We start from the raw sequence: 22,763 nt of genomic DNA, 5'->3' as shown, positions 1-22,763 counted from the left end.
GGGTCACAGTACGGCCGTGACCTGGGTTTTTCTCCGTAGACCAAGCCAGCGACCGAACGACTCAGGGTCGCTGCGCAAGCAGCCCGGTGTGCTCGCCAGTCACCTTTCCCGGCTGCCGGCCGTCATCGCTGCGCAGGCTTTGATCACGACATCGGGGCTGTTCGCTGCTGCCATTTCGGTACCCAGACATTGGTGCCGGGTGAGTGGGTTCGTCGGGAGTCGAGGTAGCGGCGCAGTTCGCCGAGTGCCGGATGGGGGTTGTCCTCGCGCCAGATCAATGACATCGGATAGACCGGTGCGGGGTCACGTACCGGTACGCGTCGCAGGTCATAGCTGTCCGGCCACAGATACCGCGAACCTTCACCGACCAGGGTCGCCAGGTCCGAGGAGTCGGCGATCTCGGCCAGCAGTGCCTCGTTTCCGAAGACGGGTCCCACCACGTCGATCGTGATGCCGAAGGCGGTGGCGAGTTCGTCGTAGTAGACGGCCACCTCGCCGCGGGCGTCCAGGCCGGGCATCCAGATCCGGTGTCCGGCGAGCTGCCCCGGCGTGACGGCACGGGCGTTGGCGAGCGGATGTCGCGGTCCGACGAGCAGCTGGTGCGGCTCGTCGATCACCGGGGCCGTCCTGATCGCGTCCGGTACGTACTGCTGCGGGGGAACCGCGTGGAAGGTGACGTCGATCGTCCCGGCTTCGACGGCGGCGATCGCGCCCTCAACATCGGCGTCCAGGGTCACCACATCCAGCTCGATCTCGGGATGCGCACGGTAGAAGTCCTGGACGAGGCCCGCTGTCACGATGCGCCGGTTGACGACATCGACGCGTAGCGCGCGCCGGCCGGGGCGGACGGACGCATCGGCCCGCTCCGCCACCCGGAGAAGTTCACGGGCGTGGGGCAGGAACGCCTGGCCGTCGATGGTGAGCCGGGCGCCGCGGGCGGTGCGGGTGAACAGGCGCACATCCAGGTCCCTCTCCAGTACGGCGATGCGCTTGGAGACGGCCTGCTGGGTGATCGACAGGGTGGCGGCGGCTTCCTGGAACTGGCCCGCTGCCGCGACGGCGACGAAGGTACGTACGGCTTCGAGATCCACGTCGATCCACCTTAGTGAACAACGGATGGTTGTGATTGGCTGGCGGGGCAGTTGTTTGACCTGCTGCCGCGCTGCTCGCTTAGCTCTCACTGGTCAACGTCGGTCTGTACGGGTGGGACATCAAATAGGGGGCGCGCCGCGCATGGTGGGCAGGAGACCGCTTGGTCGGCAGTTCGGCTGGCTGTGGGCGGCGTACGCGGTGAGCGCCTATGGGTCAGGGCTGGGGTTCGGGGCATTCCCGCTGATCGCCGTGCTGGCGTTGCATGCCGGCCCCGCCGAGGTGTCCGCGCTTTCCGCGGTGGGGCCTGCGGTGGGTGCGCTGATCGCGGTGCCGCTCGCGCCGTGGGTGGAGTTTCGGCGCAAGCGCCCGGTCATGATCGCGATGGACCTGACCCGGTTCGCGGTCATGGCGACGATCCCGGTCGCCTACGCCTTTGGCTGGCTCAGCTTCGTCCAACTGCTCGTGGTCTCGGCCCTGGTCGCCGCAGCCAAGATCGCCTTCAACGCGGCCGGCGGGGCTTACCTCAAGGCCCTCGTCCAACCGGATGACCTGCTCGTGGCCAACGCCCGGTTCGAGTCCACCAACTGGAGCTCCATCGCGGTCGGGCCCCCGCTGGGCGGGGCGGCGATCGCCCTGTTCGGACCGGTCACCACCGTGGTGGCCGACGCGCTCAGCTACCTGCTCTCCGCGCTGGGCATCACAGCGATCCGAGGCGGAGAAGAAGCGCCGCGGAAACGAGAAGAAGCGTCACAGGCGACGGGCAAGGGCCCGGTCCGGGCAGGCGCACTGCTTGACGGCTGGCGACACATCATGGGCCACCCCGGCTTGCGGGCGCTCTACCTCAACAACATGCTCGTCGGCGGTCTGATCATGGCTACCGAGCCGCTGCTGGCCGTCCTCCTCCTTCGCCAGCTCGGCTTTCCGCCCTGGCAGTACGGCCTCGCCTTCGCCGCCCCCTGCCTCGGCGGGCTCATCGGCTCCCGGCTGGCCCACCGTGTCGTGGCCCGCTACGGCCGGTCCGCGGTCTTCCGGACCGTCGGCACCCTGCGCGCCATCTGGCTGATCGGCCTGGCCTTGGTCCGTCCCGGCGTCGTCGGCCTCGTCACGGTGATGGCCGTCGAGCTGGCGATCATCATCAACATGAGCCTGTACACCCCGGTGCTCGCCACCTACCGGCTCGAACACACCCCGAACCATCTCGTGGCCCGCACCCTGTCGGCCTGGTCAATCGGCCAGCAGGCAGCCATCGCCATCCTCACCGCGCTGGCCGGGCTGCTCGCCGACGCCACCAGCCCCCGCACCGCTCTCACAGTCGCGGGACTACTCATGCTGACCACCCCGCTCCTGCTTCCCCGCCACGACCACGCACCGCAGCACGGGGCGGAACTGGCCCGCAGCCACTCGTGACACACCTCGACTTGTCGTGACACACCTCCCACACCTCGGCTTGCCGCGACTCGCCGCCGCTGGTCGCTGCTGGTCGCTGCCGCAGGCCGCGGATGGTGCCGCGCCTTGCCGCCGTAGCCCGCGGGCCGCGGATGGTGCGCCGATGCGCCTCCGCGTCGACCAGGCGCTCACAGCCCGCGGGGAGGACCGTCCGGGCCCGCCGTGACACCAGGTCCCGGCGAGCCCGGACGGTCCAGGGCTCGCCGGGCAGCGTCGAAGCCGCGACGCCATGGCGCGATCAGTACTCCGCGACGACCTCGTCCGCCTGCATGCCCTTCTGCCCCTGCACCGCGACGTAGGTCACCTGCTGCCCCTCCTTCAGGCTCTTGAACCCGCTCCCCTGGACTGCCCTGAAGTGCACGAACAGGTCAGGACTGCCGTCCTCGGGGCTGATGAAACCGAACCCCTTCTCGTCGTTGAACCACTTCACAGTGCCCGCTTGGCGCTCGGCCATGTCCGCTCCCTGACTCACACGTGTTCCGGCAGGCGTATACGACGCCTCGCGGGCGGATCATCCCTGCTGACGGGGTGGTGGTTACGGCAGCCCGGAAGAATGGCCGGTACTCGGCCGACGCGAGCACTCACTTGGCCGACCTTGTGCCCACGGTGGTGAGCCTTGCCCACGGTGGGCGGGCGCGCGTTTGGCCGTCACCAGCGGCGCCCGCTGACGCCCACTGAGGCCCACCAACCTCTCCACGACGGATGGTCGGCGTCCTGAACGTCGGCTCAGCGGGGTTCGCCGAACCAGCGGTCCAGCGCCGGTTCCAGGTCAGCGGCGCCTGCCCAGCACACGTAGCCGTCCGGCCGGATGAGCATCGGCTCGGTGTCGGCGCCCTGGCCCGCCCGGTCCACACGGTCCGACCAGGGTCCGGCGACCCTGGCGAACGTGTCGGCCGGGTCCAGCAATATGCCGCGCCCGGACCGCAGCAGTTCGTGCACCCGAGCCGGGCCGAGGTCCAGGTCCGGTGCGGGCCTGCCGACGAGCGGATGGGCTTCAGTGCCCGGCATCGGATAGCGGATGACCATCCCGGACATCAGGTCGGCGAGATGGCGCTGGACGTCCGGCAGTTGGGCCATGGCCGTGAAGACCTCCCGGGTGGCCAGCACGTCCGGATCGCGGGTACCGGCCCAGTCCATCAGAAGGCTCTGCGCCCGGACGTTGCGCAATACGGCGGCCCCGGCGGGATGCCGTTCCGCGTGATACGTGTCGAGCAGGTCCTTCGGTGCCCAGCCGTGCACGGCGGCGGCGAGCTTCCAACCGAGGTTGAGCGCGTCCTGCATACCGGTGTTCATGCCCTGCGCGCCGAGCGGAAGGTGGACATGGGCGGCATCGCCCGCCAGGAACACCCGCCCGTGCCGGTACTGCTCGACCTGCCGCGACGCGTTGGTGATGCGGCGGGCGTAGCGCAGTTCGAGCAGGTCAACCCCCGTTCCGAACACGGTGCTCAGGCCCTGCCGGATGTCGTCCTCGGTGACCGGGGTCTCCCTCGGCAGTGACATGCCCGGCCCGCCGAGGACCAGTCGGCGCAGCTGCCTGCCCTGCGGATCGGTGCCGAGCGGGAACAGTGCCGCCCAGTGCCCGTCCGCGTTCCAGGTGTGCGACGTGGCCGCATCGACGCCGCCCAGCCGCACGTCGGCGGCGATGATCGTCAACGTACCGGGCTGACCGGGGAACCCGGCCCGCAGCAGCGACCGTACGGCGCTGTGAGCACCGTCGGCGGCGACGAGGTAACGGGCGCGGAGAGTGGCCCCGTTGGCGAAGGCCGCGGCGACCCCGTTGGCGTCCTGGGTGAGGCCGACCAGTTCGTGGTCCCGCCGGGCGTGCAGGCCGTGCGCGGCGAGATGCTGCTCGAAGAACCCCTCGATCACCACCTGCGGCACGGCCCGCCAGGCCAAACGGTGCCGGTTGGAGTGGAGCGGGAGTGGGACACCGGCGAAGTGGCCGGTGGTGACGGGGTGATCTCCGGTGGCCAACAAGGGCTCAAGCAGTCCTCGTTGGTCGAGCGCCTCCAGCGTGCGGGACTGCACGCCGCCCGCCTTGGACAGGTCGCTGCGCTGCGACAGCTTGTCGACCAGCACGGTCGACACTCCTGCCAGCAGCAGCTCGTTGGCCAGCGTCATTCCGGTCGGGCCGGCGCCGACGATGAGCACATCGGTGTCCACGGGCTCTCCTCTGTCTGTGGTGACTCTGTCTGTGTTGGTTCTGGACGAGTCGGTTGTGGATGTGTTGGTTCTGGATGTGTCGATGAGGACAGAAGCAACGCTCCGTCGGCCGAGCTGCCCGAGCCAGAAACCGAACCCATTGCGTTGGTATCTGACGCCGTCTACCTTCAGCTCGGTGGAATCCGACTACGACGAGCTGGACCGCCAGCTCGTACACGCCCTCCAGATCGACGGCCGCGCCCCGTTCAGCACCATCGCCGAGGTTCTCGGCGTGTCGGATCGCACCATCGCCCGCCGGTACGCCCGGTTGCGGTCGACCGGAGCGGTACGGGTGCTCGGCGGGATCGACCCGACCGTGCTGGGGGCCGTCCTGTGGTTTCTGCGGGTGCGATGTGCGCCCGCCGCGTCGCTCACGGTCGCCGAGGCGCTGGCCAAACGCCCCGACACGTCCTGGGTGAGCCTCAGCTCCGGCGGCACCGAGATCACCTGCGTGGTCCGAACCGAGAGCGACGCGGACAGCGAGTCACTGCTGCTGGCCAAACTCCCCCGCACCCCGCGCGTGGAGGGTGTGACCGCGCACTCCGTGCTGCACGCCTTCTACGGCGGCCCGGACAACCTGGTCGGTAAACTCGGGTCGCTGGACGAGGAGGCGATCGAGCGACTGCGCCCGCCCGCGCTGCCGCATCGACGCGGACCGGTACGGCTCGACGACGGTGACCGCAAGCTCCTCGCCCTGCTCGCCACCGACGGCCGGGCCGGGTTCGAGCAGTTGGCCGCGGCGACCGGCTGGTCGCCGACGACGGTCCGGCGCCGGATGACGGAGCTGCGCGGACACGGCCTGCTCTATCTCGACATCGACGTCGACTGGCGAATGTTCGGCGTGAACGCCCGAACCCTGCTCTGGCTCTCGGTCGCGCCCGCACACCTGGAGGAGGCCGGTCAGGCGCTGGCCGGGCATCCGGAGATCGCGTTCGCCGCCGCCACGACCGGCCCGACCAATCTGTACGCGAGCGTGGTGTGCGCCAACCAACGGGAGCTGTACCGGTACCTGACCACCCGGGTCGCCGCACTCCCCGCCGTCACACACTTCGAAACGGCACCGGTGATCAGGACCGTCAAGATGGCGGCGACTTCGCGCGACCAGCTGCCCCCCAGCGGTAACCGCGCGGGACCACTCGGCCTGCGCACCACCTGAAGATCCGGCACCACGGACGAGCCCGCGCGAGCACCCGTCAGCCCCTTTACGGAAGGGCGCCCATCCAGCGATGTGACGTGACGTGACAGCGGAGCCGGATGATGGAGGGTCACGAAGGTCAAGGCCTGAACGACCTGCACGAACTCCTACGTCTGCTGTGGCTCCCCGTGGCGTTCCGCAGCCAGGGCCAAGCCGAGCCATCAGGCCGATCGTTGGCGTGTGGGTGCCTGGGAGGTTGGCGGGTTCTCCGCTGGTCCCGCCCGCACGGGCTCGCGCGTACTCGCGGCTGTTACGCCTGCGCCGTGCGGCGGAGCCCACGGGCCCTACGGCATCCGCTCCTCCGCGACTACTGCCTGCCGATCGGCCGACAGTGGAGCGGACGGTTGTCCGTCCACTCTCGCCATCGCTCTTCCTCGGGAGCTGCCCACGTCGTCATCCGGAGCTTCGCGCGCATGGCTGCCAAGCAGGCCAACCCGGCATGTCCCGCCATATGTTGCATGGCGAGAAAAGTCACCACTCCATGCAATTACATGACCGCCGTCATTGTTCGACGGTAGCTTGCCGTCGCTGACGTGATGGGCCATCAGACCAACCGTGGTCAGGCACGCTCGGCATCACAGGCACAGTCTGTGTGACTTCCGGTTGCCCGCAGGCACCCTGGTGCGGGCCCAGCAGGAGGGGAACGCCGTGGCATTCACGCCCGGTAGGACGTACCGGATTCGCAACAAGCCGAGCAACGGCCTGGTGGTGACACCCAAGAGCTGGGCTTCCGGTGAGACCCAGCTCCAGATCTATCCGCTGCAGAGCGACGGCAACCGCATCAGGCAGGTCTGGCACGTCATGCCGCTGGACAACGACGACGTCATGCTGATCAGCAAGAAGACCGGCCTCTGCTTCAACGTCCACCAGAACAGCACGGCTCCGTCGATGGGCGTGCAGCAGTACGACATCCAGTCGCCCGCGGTGAACTCCTCGCAGACGTGGATGCTCAGGCCCGCGACAAGCGGCTACTACACCGTCGTCAACAAGAAGAGCGGTCTGGAACTGACTCCTCAGCGGTGGGGCACATCGCCGTCGACCAACCTGCAGCAGTACACCCCCGGCGGGCCGGGCGAGCGTGAACATCAGTACTGGGCGCTGGAGGTGGAGGACGAGTACCCGCAGATCACGGGCCTCAGGCCGGTCGACAGGGACCCCAACGACATCGGCGACGTCATCCGGCTCACAGGCTTTACGGAGCCCTCTCGGGACACCACACCTGAGGTGCTGATCGGCCAGCTGGCCGTGCCCTTCTTCACGATCGGGGACTCCTCCCCCCAGTGGCAGGTCGACAACAGCCCGTACTACATCCTCAAGCGGTACGGCTACTGGCAGAAGGTGTTCTTCTACGAGCACCCCGGCACCAGCAAGGTCACGAAGACGAAGAAGGTCACGGTCGGCCTGACAACGAGCACCGGCAAGACGGTGGAAGAGACCACCGGCATCTCGGTGACCGCTGAGGCGTCGTTCGCCTACAAGGGCTTCTCCGCCTCTCTGAGCACCACCTACAGCCGCGAGCTGAAAGTCACCACCTACTCCGGCGAGGTGAACGAGCACTTCACCGAAGAGCAGATCGTAAGGGAGTACCAGGCCGACGGTGTGAGGGTCGCCGAGTGCCTCTGGTTCCGTGGAGACCGCTACACCGTGGAGCGCATGGACGGCACAAAGGTCCTGGAGTGGAACACCCTCAACCCCGCGGTCGAGGTGCTGGACGGCCACCGGGCCTGACCCCTCACCGGACGCAACCACAACGCTCGTTACCCACAAGGCACTGGTCGACGTCGTCTCGCAGCCGTTGAAGATCGCCTTCGGGACCTGTGTGAAGCGCAGCTCGCACTGACCACCTAGGGTGGCCCGCAGGGGCGTCCAGCTGATCGACGTACGCCCTGAGCCCCTGTTCAAGGAGGCGGACCGGGAGTCGTTCGCGGCGGCCGCCGAAGTCGCCGTCGCCGAGCCGACCTGCCCGGCCCGCCTCAGGATTGCCCGCTCGTGATGCCCGCCGGGGAGACGGGCCGGTGACCGCGGCGGCGGTGCTGACCTTTCTCCCGCGCCTGGTGCTGGACGGGACGGAGTGGACGGTCGAGCGGCGCGAACCGCACTTGGGACGGGTGCAGTTGGTGAGGGAGGACGGCGCCCGGGAGCGGGTGACCTTCAGGAAGCCGAAGAGGTGCTTTCGCGGAAGTCGCGCTCTCGGTAGAGGCGGAACGGTCCTTGGCTGAGGTTCCCCAGGCAGCTGGCCGGGCACCCTGTGCCAGCTCCGCCGAAGTAGTTGCTCTGCAGGAGATCCTGACGTCCTTGAGCCTGTTGCCAGGGTGGGCCCGACCTCGGGGCGATGCTCGCAAAGTGGTAGGTCAGGTGACTTTCCAGGCCGCCTCGATCATCCGGAAGATCTCGTCCACGGCGGACTGCGGATCGTCCGTCTCACGGGCCAGTGAATAGGCGTCGATCACGAACCTCGCGATCGTCCGGCAGGCCGTTGCGCTCTGTGTCAGGTCGGGATCGGCGGCGATGGCCGCTGCCAGTGACTCCGCGTGGCGCAGCCGCATCGACTCCTCGTACTCCCGCAGGGCGCGTGACTCGTCGATCATGCGGTAGATCGGGGCGGTGCCGTCCCCCGTGCAGTGCCGGACCATGGCCTGGATCTCGCGGCGCAGCGCGGGGATGAGCGGCTCGTGCGGCGCCCGGCCGGTGGCCGCGAGGGTGAGCCGTTGCTCGAAGTCCGCGTCCTGCTCGAACACCAGGGCCTCTTTCGAGGCGAAGTGGGAGAAGAGCGTGGTGACGGCCACGTCGGCCTCCGCGGCCACCTCGCGGATCCCCACCGCGTCGTACCCGCGTTCCAGGAAGAGCCGAAGTGCGGTGTCGGCGATCTTCTGGCGGGTCGCGGCCTTCTTGCGCTCGCGGCGTCCGGTCGTCGGCACGGTCATACCGCTGACACTACCAAATCCAAATGGCTAACGGTTTCTAAACCATAACCGTTAGTGTTACGGTCGGCGGCATGAAGAGAGTGAGCTTCGCCGAGTTCGGCGGTCCCGACGTTCTCCACCTCGTTGACTCCGAGGAGCCCCATGCGAGTCCCGGTCAGATCCGCGTCGCCGTGCGGGCGGCGGGCGTGAACCCCGTCGACTGGAGGATCCGGGAAGGCCAGTTCCAGAAGGTTCGCCCGATCGAGTTGCCCGCCGGCGTCGGGCAGGATGCCGCCGGGGTGGTGGACGAGGTCGGCGCGGGCGTCGACGGGGTCGAGGTTGGTGACCACGTGTTCGGGCGCGGCTCGAGCACCTATGCCGAGGTCGCTGTGCTGTCGGCCTGGGCCCGGATACCAGAGGGGCTGACGTTCGAAGAGGCGGCCGGGTACCCCTCCGTGGTGGAGACCGCGCTGCGCATCCTCCGCGAGGCCGGTGTGCGGTCCGGGCAGACGCTGCTGGTCAGCGGCGCGTCCGGGGGAGTCGGCTCGGCGGTGCTGCAGATCGCTCGCGAGCGCGGCATCACGGTGATCGGCACCGCCGGGGCCGCAAACCAGGACTATCTGCGGAGCCTGGGTGCCCTCGCGGCGACGTACGGCGACGGCTGGGCCGAGCGGGTGCGGCGGCTCGGCCGTGTCGACGCGGCTCTCGATCTGGCCGGGTCGGGCGTGATCCGCGAACTCGTCGAACTGACCGGGGACCCGCACAAGGTGGTCTCCATCGCCGATCTCGGCGCGCCGGAGTTCGGTGTCCGGTTCTCCGGCGTGACCGGGGACGTGCCGCAAGCCCTCGCCGATGCCGCCGACCTCATCTCGCGGGGAAAGCTCCATATCCCGGTCGAGAAGTCGTACACGCTCGCCGAGGCCCCGACGGCGCACATCGACAGCCAGGCCGGTCACACGCGCGGGCGCCGGGTCATCGTCGTCTGAGCCGTTCCCCGCCCGGTCGCACGCCCAGGCGAGCTGCCTTCCTTCCAGCGATCTGCCGGGGCCCACCCGGCAGGTGTGCGACACGCAAGGAGCCCCATGCACACTCCTGTCACGATCATCGGCGCCGGACTCGGCGGCCTCGTCCTGGCCCGCGTCCTGCACCTCCACGGCATCCCGGTCACGGTCCACGAGGCGGAATCGTCCCCGACGGCGCGTTCGCAGGGCGGGATGCTCGACATCCACGACTACAACGGCCAACTCGCCCTCAAGGCAGCCGGACTGATGGACGAGTTCCGCGGCATCGTCCTGGAGGGCCGCCAAGCGATACGGCTCCTGGACCGCAACGGAACCGTCCTGTTCGACAAGGCCGACGACGGCACGGGCGAAAGCCCCGAGGTACAGCGCGGCGAGCTGCGACAGATCCTGCTGGACGCGCTCCCCGACGACACCGTCCGATGGGGCCACAAGGCCACTGGCGTCCGCGCCCTCACCGAGGGCCGCCACGAGGTGACCTTCGCAGGCGGCGCCGTCGTCGTCACGAACCTGCTGGTCGGCGCGGACGGCGCATGGTCACGAGTCCGACCGCTGCTATCCGACACCACACCCGAATACGTCGGCCGGTCCTTCGTCGAGACGTACCTGCACGACGCCGACGCCCAGCACCCGGCCACCGCGAAAGCCGTCGGCGGCGGCACACTCGCCGCGCTCGACCCGGACGGGAACGGGAAGTGGCTTGTGGCTCACCGGGAGCAGAGCGGGGTCCTCCGCACTCTCGTCACACTGGCCAAGCCGCAGGCCTGGTTCGCCACCATCGATTTCACCGATGCCGCCGCAGCCGCCGCCCGGATCGTGGAGGAGTACGACGGCTGGGCACCGGAACTCACCGCCCTGATCACCGCCGGCCGGACCGCGCCGGTCCTGCGTCCCCTCCACGCCCTGCCGGTCGGGCACCGCTGGGAGCGGGTGCCGGCAGTGACCCTGCTCGGCGACGCCGCCCACCTCTCGACCCCCAACGGTGAAGGCGCCAACCTGGCCATGCTGGACGGTGCCGAACTCGGAGAGGCCCTCGCCGCGCACCCCGACGATATCGAGACCGCCCTCACCTCATACGAACAAGCGCTGTTCCCCCGCAGTGCCGCGGCCGCCGCCGAAGTCGCCCACAACCCCACGCCTCAGGACCTGATCAATTTCTTCACCAACGGAGACCGAGCAGGAATCTGACAGTCCCGCAGAGGTGTGCGACTGCAAGCTCTCCTGCTGAACGACTTACTACGCGTATGGAGGTTGTCCGTGTTCGCTATGCGATACCACTGTTACGGCAGTTCCGAAGTCCTCTGCATGGAGGAGGCCGAAGAGCCGCACGCCGGGCCCGGTCAGGTCCGCATCGCTGTGCGTGCCACCGGCGTCACCCCGGCTGACCACTACCTGCGTTCAGGGATGCTGCAGGACATCGCCACCCTGAATTTCCCCCACATCCCCGGCATGGATGCCGCCGGAATAGTCGACGAGGTGGGAGAGGGGGTGACCGGCACCGCCCTGGGAGACGAGGTCTTCGGCCTCGTCCCCTTCCTGGATCAGGGAGGCGCCGCGGCCCAGTACGCCGTCCTTGAGGCATGGGCACCCAAGCCCCAGTCGTGGTCTTTCGAGGAAGCGGGTGGCGCCGCGGGCAACATCGACACAGCCATGCGTGTACTGGAGGCCCTGGATGCCGCCGAGGGCATGACCTTGCTGATCGATGGTGCGGCCGGAGGCGTCGGCACCATCACCGCGCAACTCGCCCAGGCTCGCGGCCTCACCGTGATCGGCACCGCGAGCGAAGGCAACCACGGCTTCCTCGACCGACTCGGCGTCGTACCGGTCACCTACGGGGCGGGGCTGGCCGATCGCCTTGCCCCACTGGCTCCGCACGGCGTCGACGTGGTTCTGGACGCGGCCGGCAAGGGCTCTCTTGCCGAACTGGTAGCCATCGCAGGCGACCCGCACCGCGTGGTGACCATCGCGGACTTCGACGCCGACCGACACGGAGTGCGGTACTCCCGCTCCCAAGCAGGAGAGTCGCCGGGCTGGGCAGGACTGCCAATTGCGGCCAACCTCGCCGACCACGGCCGCCTCACGGTCCCGCTGCACGCCGTGTTCCCGCTGAAAGAGACCGCCACAGCTCACGACGCCAGCGCCACCGGCCACGCGCGCGGCAAGATCGTCATCACCGTGCCCTGACAGCCTTGGGTCTGGTCGCGCTCGCCGCCTCCCGCCTATTTCCGTCAGCACCTGAAAGAAGAGCGCAGCGCCCTGGCGATCAAGCGGCGGCGGGCCCGGTCGTCGCACTCGGCCAGCAGCAGTTCCGCGAGGAAACCCCGGTACGACATCTGCTCACGCGACGCGGCGCCGGCGAGATCGGGAAACTGCCCTCGGACAGTGGGGAGCCGCAGCATCCGGCATGCCTGGTCAATGACGGTAGTCGCGGCTTCCTCGGTCAGCCTGCATAGGACCCAGCGGGGCGGGAACACCGACTCGAACGGAACCCAGGACACCGTCCCCAGTAGGGACTTCCTCAGCCCGCCCCCCTCGCCGTCGGGCCACTCGACATCGACCAGACCGGATCCATCGCCACCCCCGGCTCCGCGTACCTGCCGCAAACAACCGTGACAGGTACAGAGAGAACCGGACCAGGAAAATGAGATCAACCCCCATGTATGGGGCAAACGCCGCCGCTAAGCGTGAGATGCAATGAGAATCCTCCAGCACGAACGAGAACCAGTGAGAATCCGACACCCTCGGTCACCGAAGGCGAACCCGATTACGCGCCCTGCCCGCCGCACATCGCCCAGGACCCCCAACTCCGCGCCGTCTGGACCCGGGAACGACACAACGTGTTCCAGTGGCTCCGCAAAGCTGCCCACCAGCCCTACTACGGAGCCCTCCAGCCACTGCTCGAAGACCACGCCGAGCACCTGGCCAAGGAGATCGACAGACGCTGAGCCTGAGCGTGGTGGGCAAGGTCAGGACCGCGCGGTCCGGAACGCCAGATACCGGCTGAAGGCTTCGTGGCTGTCGGGCGTGAAGCGCCACTCCAGCAGGGCCGACCGCAGCTCCGGCTCGGTCAGCCAGCCATGCCAGGCGACCTCATCGGGATCGGGGACCACGGCGTCCGGCACCACGGCTTCGTGCACGCCGAGCCAGTGAGGGCTCAAGCCGCTGCGGTTGATGAACGTGAACAGCAGGCGTGGCAGCGCACGGATGCCCAGCTCTTCGGCCAGCTCCCTCGCGGCGGCCTGTTCATAGGACTCGCCGACATTTGCGGCGCCACCGACCTCGACCTCATAGTGCCCGGGGAAGCGCGATACCTGCTCCGACCGTCGGTGGACGAGGATCCGTCCACGCTCATCACGACACACCGTCACGGCGACTCGGTGCAGCCAACCCTCCTGGATGGCCTGCCGGCGGCTGACCACCATCCCCAGCACACGATCTTGATCGTCGACACGCTCCACCAGTTCATCCACGACGCACACCCTGGCAGAGCCCACTGACATTGACGCTTCCCTGAGCCCGCAGAGGCCGACCCAGGAGAACCAGAACTGGGAGGCCGGACACGGATGCCCCCAGTTGCGACCTGTCGCGCTCAGGCTCAACCGCCCACAACACTGTCGGTGACAACCAGCCTGCCTATGTGACAACTATCGTGCTTCGGCTCACAAGCCTGCCGTTGTGACAACTGTCGTGCGTCGGCTCACACCCACGTACACGAAGTCCACTTGCCACCCCGCCTAGTAGTCGAGCTCCACGTAGTCGATGTCCGTGAACTCGACCATGAGGTCGTGGGCGCGGCGGCCGCGGTCCTTGAAGTAGATCTCCTGGAGGCCTTCGGCAGCGATGGACTGGAGTTGCTGTTCGGTGGCGCCGGATGACTGCGCCTCGAAGAGGCGGGCGGCGTACGCGGGGGGCAGGGACTGGGTGATGAGGCGTAGCCGGCCGTCGTCGGAGGTGCCGGGGGCCGCGGTGTAGCCGAACCGGGCGCGGGTCTCGATCACGATGCCGCCGGTCGCCGCGGCCCGCTGCCGCGCCCGTGCGCGCACCTTCGGCTGCCACCGCTTGCGCACCTCGCCGAACAGCCGGGCGGCGAGTTCCGGACGGGGCTGCTTGAGCTGGCCCTTGAGGTAGCGCTCCACCGTGCGCTGGGAGACCCCGAGCAGCTGCGCCACCGCCCGGGTCGAGCCCTTCTCCTGCTTCACCAGGAACTTCATCTGCGCGGTCGCGGACTTGGGGACGGGCCGGGTGAACGTGTTCGCCGCGGCCTTGTCCAGGCTGTCGCCCATGATGCCCATCGAGGTGGCCTACTCTCCGTCGATCGCGGCGTCGGTGCCCTTGATGTGCCGGGCGGGGTTGTGTCCTTCGTCGAGCATCTTCACCGCCCACAGCAGTTCCTGGGTCCCCTCGTGCTTGACCATGCCGGGGCTGACTCCCAGCCGGAACGTACCCGGTGCGGGCTTCCCGTCGGGGGTGCGCGGCAGGAAGTCCAGCGGGCCGGGCCCATCAGCCAGGTACACCGCGCAGTCCGACAGCAGGGCGACGGGCAGCAGCGCCTCGTCCGCGAAGTGCAGATGCCCGGCCGGGGCGGGCGCCTGCTGGGTGGCGAGGGCGGTCTTGATCAGCTTGCGGTGCATGTTGACGCGGGCCGTGGCGATGACGGCGGCGCGGATGTCGGGCCGCCAGGTGGGGCGTTCCAGCGCGGGCCAGCGTTCGCCGGGACGGTAGCCGGCTCCCTGTGGCCGCTCGCGCAGTTTGCCGATGCCGCCCTTGACCGTCGACTTGATGGCGGACAGCACGGCGGCCGTGCCCGGATCGCTCTGCTTGTACGTCTCCATCGCGGCGAGGAACGCCCCCTCGTCCATCCCGGCCTCGATGCCGAGGTCGGCCATCGTCGCCTTGTACGCCTCGCTCAACTGCTTGTACCAGGGGTCGAGGTAGGGCCCGCTCTCCGGACGCAGCCACGCCTCCACGGGGGCGAGGGTGACGGGCAGGCCGTAGGTGCTGACGAGCTCGTGCGCGTACGCCACGGTGGGCGTCGCGTACCAGGCCGGCCCCTCGGGGCGTACGCCGTCCGGTGTGAAGGGGCTGGGCAGGCGCGGGTCCGTCTCGATGGCCGACAGGTCGATCAGCCAGGATCCGGGCACCGCCTTGTCGAAGGCGGGCGCGCTGACGTGGACGGGCGCCCCGAGGCCGACGACGAGACGGTTCGCGGCGGCGAGGAACGCGGTGTTCACGTCGATGCCCACCGCGTACTTCCGCGTGCACTCGGCGTCGGTGAGCAACTGCGGGTCCCGGATCCAGTCGAAGGCCTCTTCGTCGAGGACCTCGGCGGGGGTTCGTTGGTGGCCGCGCGGGTGGCGGGCGGCGACGACGGGGTGCTCGTCGGGTGCCTCGGGGGGCGCCGGGTCGACGGGCTCGGTGAGTGAGCCCGGCATCGCACCGGACACCCACGCGTCGGAGCGCGGGTCCTTCACCGCCCGGGTCGGCGGCCGCAGCGCGGTCATCAGCTCCAAGCCCGATACGGCGGTCGAGCCGCGCGGGGTGATGACCCGGGTCGCGTAGTCGCCCAGCACACGGGCGAGTTCGGCCGGCGGCAACTGGCCCGCGCTCCCCCAGGCCCGCGCGTCGAGCGCGCCCCACGGCAGGACCGCGAACTGTACGCACTGGCGCTGCCCGGCCCGCGCCGGGCGGTAGACGCGGGGCCACGGGCCGAAACCGCGCCTGGTCAGCTTCCACTTGGCCCTGGTGATCTGCTGGACGGCCTTGTGGTCGTCCGGCAGGCGCAGTCCCCGCCGGTCCTCCAACACGGCGGGAAGCCCGAGGCGTTCGGCGGCAGCCGCCGTGAGGACGACCAGCGGGTCGGCGTCCTTGCCCGACCGGTGCAGCCGGGATGCCCCCAACTTCGCCTCGTTCAGGGCCCATTCGACCACCGAGACGATGTCGTCGACAGGACAGTCAAGTACGAGACCGCCGACGCAGTACGCGGACCCGTCCCCGTCCAGGACGGCGATCGGTCCGTGCGCGAAACGCGGATCGGGGGCGGTCGCTGTGGCCCCGGCCGGGGCGGTGGCCTTGGCCGTGGGCTTGGCCGTGGGCTTGGTCCCGGTCGTGGGGGTGGACTTGGCCGCGGTCCCGGTCCCGGCTGTGGCCGTGGGCTTGGTCCCGGTCCGGGTGTTCGGCCGGGTTGCCCGAGTGTTCGGCCCGGTCTTCGGCGGAGGCCGGTGCGCGGCCTCCGGCGCGGCGCTCCGGGTGGCTTTCGACTCCGGCGGACGGCGCACCGGGGAAGACGGCTCGCCGGGGTGCTCGATGGGCGGAGCCGCAGCGGGGGCGGCGGATGTGGCCTGAGCGGTGACCGGCTCGGGCGTGGCGCCTGTTTCGGCCACGGCGGCGGGCTCGGCCACGGCAGCCGATGGAGAAGTGGACGGCGACCCACCGGCCGTACGGGCCGGATGAGCCGACAGCTCGGCCGCGTCGTCCGGCGTTGCGTCCGGCTGCGGTGCCGGATGCCGTGCGGCGAGCCCGTCCAGGAGGCGGAGGTAGGCGGCTCGCTTGGGCGGGCGGGGCTCGGTGCGCCCGGCCTCCCAGGAGGTCACCGACTCCCGGCGTACGTCGAGCGCCCTGGCGACCTGTTCCTGGCTCAGGCCGGCGGCCTTCCGCAGACGCTTGCGTTCCGCGGGTTCGGGGAGCCCGTCCTGCGCGTACACCTGCTCCAGCAGCGCGTCGATCGAGGCGAACAACTCATCCTGACCATCGGCCACATCCACCACCTCCAGCAGCGCACACTACACGGATCGCACATCGAATCACACGCGAAACACACGTCACAGATGGCTGGAATAGCTATGCCGACAAGTCATTAAGCGGTCCGCCCCCCTTCCGCCCCTCCCCGGCCCCCCTTCCACACCCCCTCCCGCCGCCGAAGCGCGGCGACCGAGACCCGACAGGGGCCGCGATCACCGCTCTTCGTCCCCGTGCCGGGACGGAATGTCAGTGGACGGGGAGGGCCGCGTCGGTAGCGAGCGGACCGGCCGTCCCGGTCTCGCTCCCAGTGCCGACGGCAGGAGCTTCCTTCCCCTTCATGAGGAACGCCGCCAGGATCGCCGCGCCCACGATTCCGGCCGCTCCCACGAGGAAGCTGGCGGACATGGCGTCGGTGAAGGCTCGGTGGGTGGCGGCCAGCAGGCCACCGTCCCCGGTCCGCATCGCGACCGCGACGGCGTCGCCGACGGAGTGGCGGGCGGCCTCGGGAGCGTCGGCGGGCATGTGACCGGTGAAGGTGCTGGAGAGGACCGCGCCCAGGATCGCGACGCCCAGCGCGGCACCGGCCTGCTGGATGGTGTCGTTGAGCGCGGAGCCGACGCCGGCGTGCTCGTCGGGGATGGCACCCATCATGGCGCCCATCGCGGCGGGCATCGTGAAACCGGCGCCCGTGCCCATCAGCACCATCGCACCGGCCAGCACCGTCCAGCCGGACTCGGTCGTCATGTTGGCCAGGAGCGCGAAGCCCGAGGCGATCACCAGCAGTCCGAGGACGGCCATCACGCGGCTGCCCGTCTTGGCGACCAGCGAGGCGCCGACCGCGTTGAACAGCAGCGTGGCGACGGCAAGCGGTGTGAAGGCCAGACCGGTCTCGGTCGGGGTGTAACCGAGGACGAACTGCAGGTACTGGGTCAGAACCAGCATCAGGCCGCCGTTGGCGAGGGTGAGAAGGACCAGCGAGAAGCTGGCACCCGTGAACACCTTGTCGCGGAACAGGGCGAGCGGAACCATCGGGGACTTCGAGCGGACTTCCCAGACGCCGAACGCGATGAGGCTCACGACGGTGACGGCGAGGGAGATCCGGGTGGACTGGTGGCTGAGGCCGCCCTTGGGCAGCTCGTTGATCGTCCAGACGAGCGCGGCCATGCCGATGACGGACAACACCATGCCGACCGGATCGGCCTTGCGCCAGGGGCCCTTGGACTCCGGCATCAGGACCATCGCGGCGACGATCGCGAGGATGGCGATCGGGATGTTGATGAGGAACACGACGCCCCACCAGAACTGGGCGAGCAGCACACCGCCGAGCACCGGTCCGCCGACCAGGCCGACCATCGCCACCGCGCTCCACACGGCGATCGCCTTCGGGCGCTCGGCCTCGTCGAAGACCGTGATGAGGATCGAGAGCGTACTGGGCATGACCAGGGCGCCGCCCACACCCATCAGGGAGCGCCCGACGACGAGTTGATCGGGGGATGTCGCCAGCATGGCGATCACCGAGGCCGCGCCGAAGAGCGCGAGCCCGATGATCATCATCTTCCGCCGGCCGAACCTGTCGGAGAGGCTGCCCGCGGTGAGCAGGAGACCGGCGAATACCAGCATGTACGACTCAAGGATCCACTGGAGGTCCTGCGCGCTCGCGCCGAGCTCCTCCGCGATCGTGGGGACCGCCACGGTGAGCACCATGCTGTCGACGACCAGCACCAGGGTGCTGAGGCACAACACGACGAGGATCAGCCAGCGGCGGGGGTTTCGGGCAGGTATCGCTTCCATATGCATCTCTCGGATTTCGGGGCGCGCCGAACAGCCCTGTGACGGGCGCGGCACACGGGAAGAAAAGGGGGTGGTGGAGGTGGCGTACGCGATGTGTTGTGTGCGTCGTGTACGCCACGTACGACGTGTACGCCGTGTCGACAGGGGGGTCAGGCCCCTGCGGGCGGGACCCATTCGACGAGTTCGACCATGACGCCGTTGGGGTCGGTGAGCCGCAACGCCCATTCGCCCCAGGGCTGTTGACGCAGCGGTGTGGTGATGGGGGCGCCTGCGCGGCGCAGCCGGTCGTGCTCGTCGGCGATGGCGGTCACCGTGAACGACACGGCCATGTGCTGGGGGCCGGGGCTGTCCTGGGGCGGAGCTTCGGCGGAGTGCTCCAGCAGAACGATGTCGGCGGCGGCGTCATCGCGGCTGAGGCAGATGTAGCCCTCACCGCGCAGTTCCTCCCGGTATCCCAGGTAGGTCGTGAAGAACTCGCTGGAAGCGGCCGCGTCGGCGATGTACAAGGAGACGGCGGAAGCGGTGATGTTCACGGTGCCGGCGACCGCCCGGGGCCGGGTCCGGTGCGCCGCGCTGTCCGGCACGCGGTGATGCGATCCATGGTCATGTCAGACTGCCCTCCGAGCTGGTCGTTCGTGCCGCCGGAGTGACTTCCGGCAGCGCTCACAAGCATCACGGTGGCGGGGGCGCCGAACAACGGCCGATCCCGCAACGATGGTTAACACAGGGGTTTATGAATGGGGCGGGGTCACGGTGGAGCTGCGCGACATAGAGATTTTCCTGACCCTTGCGGAGGAGTTGCACTTCGGGCGTACTGCCGAGCGGCTCCATGTGTCGGCGGCGCGGGTCAGTCAGGCCATCAAGAAGCAGGAACGCACCATCGGGGCGGCCCTGTTCGAGCGCACCAGTCGCGCGGTGCGGCTGACCGCCGTCGGCGAGCGGCTGCGCGAGGATCTGCGGCCGGTCTACCAGGGCCTCAAGGAGAGCCTTGAGCGGGCCCGGATGACCGCGCAAGGCAAGACGGACGTGCTGCGGATCGGCATGATGCCCGTCAACGCCCATGATCTGCGCCCGTTCTGGGATGCCTTCCGCACCCGGCACCCCCAGTGGGGGCTGCGCATCCGGCACGCGGGGTTCATCGACCCCTGGGGCCAACTTCGCGCGGGTGACATCGACGTGCTCGTGTCCTGGACCCCCGTGGAAGAACCCGACCTCACGGTCGGGCCGACGCTGTTCACCGAGCACCGAGTGGCCCTGGCCGCACGCGATCACATACTGGCCGACCGACCATCGGTCTCACTCGAAGCCCTCGGCGACCACGGCGTCATCGGCCCGGTCACGCCGCTGCCCGACTACTGGGAGGACGCGTTCATCCCCTACCGGACGCCGAGCGGCCGCCAGATCGAACGCCCTCACTCGGCGGCCAACCTGGACGAGCTGTTCGCCATCGTCGCCGCGGGCGAAGCCGTCAACAGTCTCGGCGCCCATGTGGTCCGCTACTACTCCCGCCCCGACATCGTGTACATCCCCCTCCACGACGCGCCCCTCCTCAGCTGGAGCCTGGTCTGGCGCAGCGACGTCGACAACGAGATGGTCCGCGCCTTCGTCCGCATCGTCCGCGACCTCGGCACTGCGGCCCTGTGACGATCGCGACCGTGCCGTCCTGCCACGGCGGCCGTACGGAAGTAGTCGTACGGCACGGTCGTCGGCGGCGGCTGTGCCGTACAGGTGGGGGGGCGACCGGCGCGGTTGGCCCGTGTACCTGGCGGAGTGCGCGTCCGGGGCCGCTCTCCCGCCGGGCCGCCTCAAGACGCCTCCCTCTCCCCCGCCACTTCCCGCGCCCGGTGCCGGGCGCACACCGTCCGGGTCGGCAGCGCGGGCCGGTCGCACGGCAGGCCGTTCCACCCGGCGCACTTCACCGACGGCTCGGCACCAGCCTCCTGGACCTCTCCCTCGACTTGAGAGTGATGCGTACGGCACGGCTTGCACAGACCGTCGGTGAGGGACGGGCCGATCAGGAAGATGCGGCAGCCGCATTCGCCGCAGGTGGCACGGGGCGGTCCCGGCGGTCCGGAGGCGGCCACGGCCGGGACAACCGGGCTGTGGTCGGTCTCGGCGACAGCGGCGGTGGCGGACGGGTCGAGGGGACGGCTTGCTCGTTGGCGGGCCGCGCGTCGGTCCGCGACGACTTCCGCGCACACGGCGCAGGCAGCGCCGGTGGACCACATCGTTCCGGCCTCGCAGTCCAGATGGCCGCAGCCCCATCGAGGCAGGGCCACACCGAGCAGCCAGCGCCCGGGGTCGCGGATCTCGGCCACGGACGTACCGGCGAAGCGGACGGTGAGGCGGTGGCTCAGACGGGCGGGATCGGTCCCATCGCGCAGCTGGCGGCCCACCTCGCGGGCGATCTGGCGGACCAGGAAGGGGTTGTCGACCCGGTGCAGCAACCAGTGGACGGGTTCAAGGACGGCGTAGATCTGCGGGCTGAGGGTGAGTTGTGGCCCGGTGTAGGGTCTCGCCGCTCCCCCACTCGTCCCGGTTCTTGGCCGCTGTGCGGGAGGGGGCGAGTTTTCGCCATCCGCGCGCAGCGCGAGACCTGGCGCCGGGTTCACGGCGCGCGCTTCGCGACGATTTCGCGCAGCCGCAGCGCTCGTTACTACCCGAGTCTCGCCTACGGCGGGTGAGGAAAGGCGGGGCTCGTCATCGGGTCGGGCAGTTCTCTGGTCTTCCCTGTTCACGAGCGATCCCCCACGAACCGGGGCACCCGATCCTTCACCAACAACAGCAGGCGGAAGGTCCCTGGAGGGGGCGGAAGGACGTTCGCCGGTGGCCGATGCGGTGGCCGAATTGGCGGTGGTTCGCGTGGTCTCGTCCGCCGGCGCGTCGATCGGTCCGGCCGTTGTCCCGGGCCCGTACGCCGTCGTCGAGCGCGGGATCTCGTGCGCCAGGTAGTGGTTGCGTCCCTGTCCCCCGGCCCGCCGCTGCACCGTGGCCCAGCCGGATGCCTCCAGCTCGTCCACCACCGCCGCGGCCGCCGTGGCTGTGATGGGCTGCCCGGCGCGCTGCCCCGAGTGGTGGCGCAGGAGCCCGGCGAGTTCGCCGAGCGTGAGCGGGATGCGCTGCACCTGCGTGAACATCAGCACCGCGTACGCCCGCAGCTGACGCGACGTGAGGTCCTCGCAGGCCGCGACGGGCAGCCATACGTACCGCTCGGTGGCGGACATGGCCCGGACCCGGCGGCGCGCGGTGGTGCCGGTGCCGCCGGGCAGGGATCGGCGGGTGTTCTCGGGGAGTTCGACCACGCCGTCCTCGGGACGGGGGCTGCGCAGTTGCGCGAGTCCGCGCTCGACGGACGACGTCGACATCTTCAGGTACGAGGCGAGCGTCGCGGCTCCGGCGGTACAGCCCTCCGGCCGCTGCCCGAGGGCCTTGACCTTCATGTACACGGCCAGGGCGACATCGGCGTAGAACGCCGACTCCACCAGCGCCCAGGGCACCCGCACCCGCTGGCGCCGGTCCGGCTTCGCTGCGGGCGCGTAACTTCCCTTGAGAGTACGGGAGTTGGGGCTGTCGGGGCGCGTCTCGCGGCCCGGTGTGCTGTGGGGGGACAGGGGGTGGTCGGGCGAGGCTGGACCAGTAGAAGGCAACACTGAGCCAGCCCTCGTGCTGGTAGCGATGATGTGCTCCTGGCAGGGGGAAGAAGGCAAAACGCCATCGCCGTTCGGCAGGCTGCTGACGAACGCGAGGACGGGATTCAGTTGGGGAGGGGGCTGCGGGTCACCTCACTGGCTGTCGTCGTCGGTGGGTTCGGGGGTCTGGGCGGGCACCCAGGAGATTCGCCGTCCGGCGGGCTCCTGGAGGGGGCTGGGGCTCAGATGGAGGCCCTGGAACGGAAGTTGCGCTGGCGTCGGCGCGGCAGCGCGTTTATGGCGTCGGGGAGCTCGCAGATCCACATCCCGATGGGGATGCGGAACGCGGCCCGCCCTTCCAGGTGCTTGAGGTCGAAGGCGGCGCGCTCCGCGGGCGTGGTGACCAGGTAGACGGAGTCCTCCAGGACCCACAGCGCGGTCTCGCGCGTGGTGAGCGGATCGTCAACCGCCTGGCGGGCCGCCTCCACCGCGCTGGACTGCCACAGTTCGAGGTCCTGACGGGCGCTGCGGGGGCGGCGGCTGCCGGGCCACACGATCTGGGAGACGAAGGCGTACACGCGCAGCGCGACGACGGCGTCTTCGAAATGCGGCTCGAACAGGATGCCTTGGTCGCGGGCCTTCCAGGCCCAGGACTCGCTCAGCCCGGCGGCCATTGCGACCGCACTGGCGCTGAGCTGGTCGTTTGTCAGCGACATGGCCATCACTCCAGGGATACATGGGTGGATCG

The 22,763-nt window shown here is 69.6% G+C and carries 19 protein-coding genes and 1 pseudogene; 8 read left to right on the top strand and 12 right to left on the bottom strand.

What is annotated here, in order from left to right; translation table 11 throughout:
• Nucleotides 1-143 precede the first annotated feature (143 nt).
• A complete protein-coding gene (locus OG522_RS38395; RefSeq protein WP_329468078.1) occupies nucleotides 144-1,091 on the bottom strand; it encodes a LysR family transcriptional regulator in 948 nt (315 codons plus the stop codon).
• A 142-nt stretch (nucleotides 1,092-1,233) separates the two neighbouring features.
• On the opposite strand from OG522_RS38395, the gene OG522_RS38390 reads away from it, so the two are divergent.
• Entirely contained in the window at nucleotides 1,234-2,499 is a 1,266-nt protein-coding gene (locus OG522_RS38390) for an MFS transporter (RefSeq protein WP_329468077.1), read from the top strand.
• Between the two features lie 277 nt (nucleotides 2,500-2,776).
• On the opposite strand, the gene OG522_RS38385 is transcribed toward OG522_RS38390, so the two are convergent.
• Together OG522_RS38385 and OG522_RS38380 are read right to left on the bottom strand one after the other, a co-directional pair.
• Nucleotides 2,777-2,992, bottom strand: coding sequence for a cold-shock protein (locus OG522_RS38385; RefSeq protein WP_329468076.1), 216 nt, complete (start codon nucleotides 2,990-2,992; stop codon nucleotides 2,777-2,779).
• A gap of 272 nt (nucleotides 2,993-3,264) precedes the next feature.
• Entirely contained in the window at nucleotides 3,265-4,701 is a 1,437-nt protein-coding gene (locus OG522_RS38380; RefSeq protein WP_329468075.1) for an FAD-dependent monooxygenase, read from the bottom strand.
• Between the two features lie 175 nt (nucleotides 4,702-4,876).
• Between OG522_RS38380 and OG522_RS38375 the strand changes: the two genes are divergently transcribed.
• The 3 genes from OG522_RS38375 (at nucleotide 4,877) to OG522_RS38365 (ending at nucleotide 7,928) form a co-directional block, all read left to right on the top strand.
• On the top strand, nucleotides 4,877-5,896 hold the full coding sequence (locus OG522_RS38375; RefSeq protein ID WP_329468074.1) for an Lrp/AsnC family transcriptional regulator: 1,020 nt from the start codon (nucleotides 4,877-4,879) through the stop codon (nucleotides 5,894-5,896).
• Nucleotides 5,897-6,583: 687 nt separating this feature from the next.
• A complete protein-coding gene (locus tag OG522_RS38370) occupies nucleotides 6,584-7,663 on the top strand; it encodes an RICIN domain-containing protein (protein WP_329468073.1) in 1,080 nt (359 codons plus the stop codon).
• Between the two features lie 121 nt (nucleotides 7,664-7,784).
• Nucleotides 7,785-7,928: a hypothetical protein gene (locus OG522_RS38365; RefSeq protein WP_329468072.1), complete on the top strand. Its 144-nt coding sequence runs from the start codon at nucleotides 7,785-7,787 to the stop codon at nucleotides 7,926-7,928.
• A 358-nt stretch (nucleotides 7,929-8,286) separates the two neighbouring features.
• Here the strand turns inward: OG522_RS38365 and OG522_RS38360 are convergent, their stop codons facing one another.
• On the bottom strand, nucleotides 8,287-8,859 hold the full coding sequence (locus OG522_RS38360) for a TetR/AcrR family transcriptional regulator (protein WP_329468071.1): 573 nt from the start codon (nucleotides 8,857-8,859) through the stop codon (nucleotides 8,287-8,289).
• Nucleotides 8,860-8,930: 71 nt separating this feature from the next.
• Between OG522_RS38360 and OG522_RS38355 the strand changes: the two genes are divergently transcribed.
• From OG522_RS38355 to OG522_RS38345, 3 genes are all read left to right on the top strand, one after another.
• Entirely contained in the window at nucleotides 8,931-9,824 is an 894-nt protein-coding gene (locus OG522_RS38355; protein ID WP_329468070.1) for an NADP-dependent oxidoreductase, read from the top strand.
• 96 nt (nucleotides 9,825-9,920) lie between these two features.
• Nucleotides 9,921-11,045: an FAD-dependent oxidoreductase gene (locus OG522_RS38350; protein ID WP_329468069.1), complete on the top strand. Its 1,125-nt coding sequence runs from the start codon at nucleotides 9,921-9,923 to the stop codon at nucleotides 11,043-11,045.
• A gap of 69 nt (nucleotides 11,046-11,114) precedes the next feature.
• Entirely contained in the window at nucleotides 11,115-12,041 is a 927-nt protein-coding gene (locus OG522_RS38345) for an NADP-dependent oxidoreductase (RefSeq protein WP_443074870.1), read from the top strand.
• Nucleotides 12,042-12,094: 53 nt separating this feature from the next.
• Here OG522_RS38345 and OG522_RS38340 read toward each other — a convergent pair.
• The 6 genes and pseudogenes from OG522_RS38340 to OG522_RS38315 form a co-directional block, all read right to left on the bottom strand.
• Nucleotides 12,095-12,331, bottom strand: a pseudogene (locus OG522_RS38340) (hypothetical protein); the annotation flags it as partial.
• A gap of 492 nt (nucleotides 12,332-12,823) precedes the next feature.
• A complete protein-coding gene (locus OG522_RS38335) occupies nucleotides 12,824-13,357 on the bottom strand; it encodes an NUDIX hydrolase (RefSeq protein WP_329468068.1) in 534 nt (177 codons plus the stop codon).
• A gap of 234 nt (nucleotides 13,358-13,591) precedes the next feature.
• Nucleotides 13,592-14,149, bottom strand: a complete 558-nt coding sequence (gene tpg / locus OG522_RS38330; RefSeq protein WP_329468067.1) for a telomere-protecting terminal protein Tpg — start codon at nucleotides 14,147-14,149, stop codon at nucleotides 13,592-13,594.
• A gap of 9 nt (nucleotides 14,150-14,158) precedes the next feature.
• Nucleotides 14,159-16,612 carry a telomere-associated protein Tap gene (gene tap, locus OG522_RS38325; RefSeq protein WP_329468066.1) on the bottom strand — a complete coding sequence of 818 codons (2,454 nt, stop codon included), beginning with the start codon at nucleotides 16,610-16,612 and terminating at the stop codon, nucleotides 14,159-14,161.
• Nucleotides 16,613-16,841: 229 nt separating this feature from the next.
• Complete coding sequence (locus OG522_RS38320; RefSeq protein WP_329468065.1) at nucleotides 16,842-18,386, bottom strand: MFS transporter; 1,545 nt, start codon at nucleotides 18,384-18,386, stop codon at nucleotides 16,842-16,844.
• A 149-nt stretch (nucleotides 18,387-18,535) separates the two neighbouring features.
• Nucleotides 18,536-18,970, bottom strand: a complete 435-nt coding sequence (locus OG522_RS38315) for a VOC family protein (protein WP_329468064.1) — start codon at nucleotides 18,968-18,970, stop codon at nucleotides 18,536-18,538.
• A 130-nt stretch (nucleotides 18,971-19,100) separates the two neighbouring features.
• Here OG522_RS38315 and OG522_RS38310 point away from each other — a divergent pair, with 130 nt between their 5' ends.
• Entirely contained in the window at nucleotides 19,101-20,030 is a 930-nt protein-coding gene (locus OG522_RS38310; RefSeq protein ID WP_329468063.1) for a LysR family transcriptional regulator, read from the top strand.
• Nucleotides 20,031-20,191: 161 nt separating this feature from the next.
• On the opposite strand, the gene OG522_RS38305 is transcribed toward OG522_RS38310, so the two are convergent.
• Complete coding sequence (locus OG522_RS38305; RefSeq protein ID WP_329468062.1) at nucleotides 20,192-22,036, bottom strand: hypothetical protein; 1,845 nt, start codon at nucleotides 22,034-22,036, stop codon at nucleotides 20,192-20,194.
• Nucleotides 22,037-22,257: 221 nt separating this feature from the next.
• Nucleotides 22,258-22,731, bottom strand: a complete 474-nt coding sequence (locus OG522_RS38300; protein ID WP_329468061.1) for a hypothetical protein — start codon at nucleotides 22,729-22,731, stop codon at nucleotides 22,258-22,260.
• Between the last annotated feature and the right edge of the window lie 32 nt (nucleotides 22,732-22,763).

The organism is Streptomyces sp. NBC_01431, from assembly GCF_036231355.1.
Classification (GTDB): domain Bacteria; phylum Actinomycetota; class Actinomycetes; order Streptomycetales; family Streptomycetaceae; genus Streptomyces.
The sequence above is the reverse complement of the archived record's forward strand: the minus strand, read 5'-3'. Positions and strand labels throughout refer to the sequence as shown.

Bases quoted from the DNA above. Each gene is read 5' to 3' on its own strand.
- OG522_RS38390 (WP_329468077.1), top strand. From the start codon at position 1,234: ATGGTGGGCAGGAGACCGCTTGGTCGGCAGTTCGGCTGGCTGTGGGCG.
- OG522_RS38385 (WP_329468076.1), bottom strand. From the start codon at position 2,992: ATGGCCGAGCGCCAAGCGGGCACTGTGAAGTGGTTCAACGACGAGAAG.
- OG522_RS38360 (WP_329468071.1), bottom strand. From the start codon at position 8,859: ATGACCGTGCCGACGACCGGACGCCGCGAGCGCAAGAAGGCCGCGACC.
- OG522_RS38355 (WP_329468070.1), top strand. From the start codon at position 8,931: ATGAAGAGAGTGAGCTTCGCCGAGTTCGGCGGTCCCGACGTTCTCCAC.
- OG522_RS38350 (WP_329468069.1), top strand. From the start codon at position 9,921: ATGCACACTCCTGTCACGATCATCGGCGCCGGACTCGGCGGCCTCGTC.
- OG522_RS38335 (WP_329468068.1), bottom strand. From the start codon at position 13,357: ATGTCAGTGGGCTCTGCCAGGGTGTGCGTCGTGGATGAACTGGTGGAG.
- tpg (WP_329468067.1), bottom strand. From the start codon at position 14,149: ATGGGCATCATGGGCGACAGCCTGGACAAGGCCGCGGCGAACACGTTC.
- OG522_RS38320 (WP_329468065.1), bottom strand. From the start codon at position 18,386: ATGGAAGCGATACCTGCCCGAAACCCCCGCCGCTGGCTGATCCTCGTC.
- OG522_RS38310 (WP_329468063.1), top strand. From the start codon at position 19,101: ATGGTTAACACAGGGGTTTATGAATGGGGCGGGGTCACGGTGGAGCTG.
- OG522_RS38300 (WP_329468061.1), bottom strand. From the start codon at position 22,731: ATGTCGCTGACAAACGACCAGCTCAGCGCCAGTGCGGTCGCAATGGCC.